Genomic DNA, 4,644 nt, shown 5'->3' on the forward strand with positions numbered 1-4,644 from the left:
TGCGGCGTGTTCCCCGCCCCCGCGGGGATGAGCCCATCGACCCCTCCTTTCTCATGGCATAAGTAAGGTGTTCCCCGCCCCCGCGGGGATGAGCCCACGACATCATCTGGATACTCGGTGACCTCACCGTGTTCCCCGCCCCCGCGGGGATGAGCCCAGGTCAATATCGGTCGCGAACTGAATCAGCGCGTGTTCCCCGCCCCCGCGGGGATGAGCCGGTCAAGCGCAGAGCGGGGCCGCACTGCATACAGTGTTCCCCGCCCCCGCGGGGATGAGCCCTAACGACCGCTGTGCACAGCCCCAGGAGGGTAGTGTTCCCCGCCCCCGCGGGGATGAGCCGAGGGAGCGCGTCTTCATCCTCGCCCGCAGGCGGTGTTCCCCGCCCCCGCGGGGATGAGCCTCGACGGTCCATCAGCAGCAGGTCGACGCCACCGTGTTCCCCGCCCCCGCGGGGATGAGCCGGTGTGCGTCTTACTCATCAGGCCCTCCCGTGGGTGTTCCCCGCCCCCGCGGGGATGAGCCCCGCGAAGGGGGCCCATTGAAGCGCCTGTACTCGTGTTCCCCGCCCCCGCGGGGATGAGCCCCCTGGTAGGCCCGGTACTTCCGGGTCGCCGACGTGTTCCCCGCCCCCGCGGGGATGAGCCCTGGGAAGCCCAGAAGTTCGAGGACCACCACCGGTGTTCCCCGCCCCCGCGGGGATGAGCCACGACGACTCCGGCGAGCATGAGGAGCACGTCGAGTGTTCCCCGCCCCCGCGGGGATGAGCCCACGCCGATGCGGGGACCGGATCGGTGAGTACGGTGTTCCCCGCCCCCGCGGGGATGAGCCTTACTGCGTGGCGTCTCGCGCATGACCCCACGGGTGTTCCCCGCCCCCGCGGGGATGAGCCCGGCAGCCGGCGAATGTGCTGGCCGCCATCGAGGTGTTCCCCGCCCCGCGGGGATGAGCCCACGACGATGCACGACCTCTCGGGCCCGTTGTTGTGTTCCCCGCCCCCGCGGGGATGAGCCCCGTTACCTTGTGAGCACCCCGATGGACGGGGTCTGGTCGCTCGGCTGGGTATGGCTTTGTTGCCCTGCCATTGATGGTCCGGGGGTGTTGCCGACTGGTCGAGAGACACGCGTTGACCGCTGATAGGGACACGGTCCGTCATTGCTGAGGTCTCAACGTAGAAGTGGGTGCCGGCATCGGGTGTCGTGACTGCGACCAGCAGTGATGCGTTCAAGGAGGACGACATCGTGAAAACTGATTTTGCGGTCCTGATCGGCTTGGACGTCGGGAAGAGCGGGCATCATGCGTGCGCCCTCGATCCCGGCGGGAAGAAGCTGTTCGACAAGTCCCTCCCGCAGGACGAGGCCGTGTTGCGCGACCTCTTCACGGGCCTGCAGGACCATGGCGAGGTGCTGATGGTCGTGGATCAGCCCAACACCATCGGCGCGTTGCCGATCGCGGTCGCCAGGGACTGCGGCTGCGCAGTCGCCTACTTGCCCGGGCTGGCGATGCGCAAAGCCGCGGATCTGTATCCGGGCAGGTCAAAGACCGATGCGCGGGACGCATTCATCATCGCCGACACTGCCCGGACGATGCCCCACACCCTTCGCAGCGTGGACCGTGACAGCGAAGTCCTTTCCGCGTTGAAGGTCCTCACCGGATTTGATGAGGACCTCGCCCACGAGACGACCCGGGCGTTGAACAGGATCCGGTCACTGCTGACGCAGATCCGCCCAGCACTGGAGCGTGTCTTCGCCGGCGGGACCCCTCTCGACAGGGTTGGTGCTGGATCTGCTGGAGAAGTTCGCAGGCCCAACCGGACTGAAGAACGCGGGTCGGGGGAAGGTGCTGCGTTTCGCTCGCTCCCACGCACGCCGCGACCCCAAGGTACTGATCGACCAGATCTTCACCGCGCTGGGCGAGCAGTCCGTCATCGTTCCGACGACCACGGCAGTGGAGCTGGTGATCCCCAGAGTCGCCGGTCACGTGAAGGAACTGAAGGAACAGCGGGCGACAGTGGCGCGGGAGGTCGAGGCCATGCTTGAGGACTTCCCTCTCGCCTCGGTCTTGATGAGCATGCCGGGGATCGGCATCAAGACCGCCGCCCAGATCCTCCTGGCCATCGGCGATGGATCCGCATTCGAGACTGCCGGTCACCTCGCGGCCTATGCCGGGATCGCGCCGGTCACGCGAAGATCTGGCACCTCGATCCGTGGTGAGTTCCCTGCCAGATCGGGCAACAAGCGGCTGAAGAACGCCCTGTTCTACTCAGCCTGGGTCGCCTCGCACTCCGACCCCGTGTCGAAGGCCTACTACGATCGCAAACGCGCCGAAGGCAAGCGCCACAACGCTGCCGTAATCTGCTTGGCCCGTCGCCGCTGCAACGTCATCTTCGTGATGCTCCGCGACGGCACCTACTACCAGCCACCGATCACCGCCCCTAACCCCGAGCCGGCCGCTCTCGCGGCTTGACTCGGAACATAGGGACACCCCCTACCGCCACCCGGCGGGACCACTCGAACAGTGTTCCCCGCCCCCGCGGGGATGAGCCGTGAGTCTTCGGGGGGTGAACCCGAAGGTGTAGGGTGTTCCCCGCCCCCGCGGGGATGAGCCGACCCCACCGTCACGGGCCCGGTAGTCAGTGGTGGTGTTCCCCGCCCCGCGGGGATGAGCCCAGTTCCCGACACAGGCCAGCGCCGTCACCGGTGTGTTCCCCGCCCCCGCGGGGATGAACCCACCCACGCGTCATCGAGCCGGATTACCCCGCGGTGTTCCCCGCCCCCGCGGGGATGAACCCGATGCTCCCGCCCAGGGAACTCGGAAGCGATCATCACCCCCGAAGAGACGGCGCGTATCCGGGCGGTGTTCAACCACCCCGACTGGCGCGTGGGCCGCTCCTCCAAAAGCCTCCTGGCAGGACGGATCACCTACTCCAAATGCGGGAACACTCTCGTCTCCTCAAGGTTGCACCGGGGCGAAACCTCGATAGTGGAGCGACACTTCTACCGCTGCCTACCCCTGCTCGGCAGGCCCGAACGGGGTGGACTCGTCCTGTCCGCGTACGGCATCGAAACCTTGGTGAGCGAAACGATGATCACACGCCTTGCCGCGACCACAGTGCCTGCCGTCGCACCAGGTGAGGATGCGGAGGTCAGCGCGGCGATGGAACAGATCACCGTCGCCCTCCTCAAGCAGGAAGGCGCGATCCACTCCCTCGGCACAGCGGTGATCACGGCGCATCTCCAGCTCGCGAAGACTTTCGCAGAGTACAGCCTGACACTGAATCCGGTGAGCCGAGAAGTCAAGGAGTTGCAGCCGTTCAACGGGATGATGTCGAAGCGTTCGGCGCAGATCAAGAAGAACCTGGAACATTTGGAGAGCGAAATGGGAAACCGGCCAACCCGGAGAGACGCTGGGACCGGTGATGACGGCACGGTTGCAGGGCATCGTGTAGACACGGCACACCGTCCAGGAGCACGTCACCCGGATCACCACCAAACACGGCGTACGAGCAACTTCTGCCGAGTTGCGGGAGTTCATCACCCTGGCGACAGAGCTTGCTGTCTTGAATTGCTTCTCGGTCCTCCCGCCGGGTGCGGCGATGCCGGAGCACGTCGCTTACCTGGCCAGTCTCACCGTCGTAGAGGCCGAGACCACGCTGCGCGACCAACTCACCGCCACTTCACCAGAGCGCGAGCCAGAATACCCCGACGTGACGGAAGCCGCGCAAGCCGCTGAACTGGACGAGGAGCAGACGGTCGCGGCTGCGGCGGTCGCCTCGATCGATCCGCTCGTGATCGTGGAAGGCGCTGCGCGCAGCGTAAAGACAACGATGCTGCGCACCGCCATCGCTGTCGTGGCGCAGGAAAGCCGGGGATCGCGGGGAGTTGTGTGCGGCGCAGGTTCGTGGCCGTACCTATGACATGACCGAGCTGCATCGGTTCTCTGATGCTGAGTACGCGACGCTGACCTTTGACGATACGGAACCGGGAATCCCCCGGCGAAGTCTTCGATCGGCTCCCCGCATGGGCCGCGCAGACTGCGGCATGGAAGGCGGAGAATGATCCCCGTGTGACCGATGCCGCAAATGCCGTTGAAACAGCACGTTCCGAGCGCAAGGCAACGCAGCAGCGAAACCAGCAAGAACGCTTCACACTGCTAAGCACCGAACTCGCAGCCGACGAACTCCGCAACCTCTCCGTAGCTAACGATGCCCGGCGCATCGAGACCAGGCGTGCAGAACAGGAACAGACACAGCGGCGGCGGCCATCCCAGCAGGAGCCGCAACTTGACCTGTTCGAGTGAGAAACACGCCGCCACGATCCCGGCCGGGACGGGCCAGTGCACAGCCTGTCACGCGGTCCATTTGCCCTCGCACCACTCGCGATCCTTGATGCGCTGTGAAGATCGACCTGGTCGCGCTAACGCACCATCCGCAGTTCGATCAGGTGGGGATCTGAGGGATCGATGTACTCGATCCCATCGGTTTGGAAACCCTCACGTTCGTAGAACGTGATCGCGCGGGTATTTCCTTTAAGCACCCACAGTTGGGCAGGCTCGAGGCCCAGGACGGCATCGAGAAGCAAGTGCCCGATACCGGCTATTCACCGTTGAGCGTGGAGTCCCTGTTGGTGGGGGATCCTGCGGCGTCGG

Annotated in this window: 3 protein-coding genes, 1 pseudogene and 1 CRISPR repeat array; of the genes and pseudogenes, 3 read left to right on the forward strand and 1 reads right to left on the reverse strand. The window is 65.6% G+C overall.

The window, feature by feature from the left end:
* The first annotated feature begins 6 nt into the window (after positions 1 to 6).
* A CRISPR array of direct repeats spans positions 7 to 889; the repeat unit is 28 nt; unit sequence GTGTTCCCCGCCCCCGCGGGGATGAGCC.
* Between the two features lie 346 nt (positions 890 to 1,235).
* Positions 1,236 to 2,463, forward strand: a pseudogene (locus tag RIL96_RS07170) (IS110 family RNA-guided transposase).
* 540 nt (positions 2,464 to 3,003) lie between these two features.
* Here the strand turns inward: RIL96_RS07170 and RIL96_RS07175 are convergent.
* Positions 3,004 to 3,531, reverse strand: a complete 528-nt coding sequence (locus tag RIL96_RS07175; RefSeq protein ID WP_310548328.1) for a hypothetical protein — start codon at positions 3,529 to 3,531, stop codon at positions 3,004 to 3,006.
* Positions 3,532 to 3,592: 61 nt separating this feature from the next.
* On the opposite strand from RIL96_RS07175, the gene RIL96_RS07180 reads away from it, so the two are divergent.
* The gene (locus tag RIL96_RS07180; RefSeq protein WP_310548329.1) at positions 3,593 to 3,913 is read left to right on the forward strand and encodes a hypothetical protein; all 321 of its coding nucleotides are present in this window, start codon (positions 3,593 to 3,595) and stop codon (positions 3,911 to 3,913) included.
* A gap of 149 nt (positions 3,914 to 4,062) precedes the next feature.
* A complete protein-coding gene (locus tag RIL96_RS07185) occupies positions 4,063 to 4,296 on the forward strand; it encodes a hypothetical protein (RefSeq protein ID WP_310548330.1) in 234 nt (77 codons plus the stop codon).
* Positions 4,297 to 4,644: the final 348 nt, after the last annotated feature.

The sequence above is a fragment of the Nesterenkonia aerolata genome (genome assembly GCF_031470965.1).
In the GTDB taxonomy this organism is placed as follows: domain Bacteria; phylum Actinomycetota; class Actinomycetes; order Actinomycetales; family Micrococcaceae; genus Nesterenkonia; species Nesterenkonia aerolata.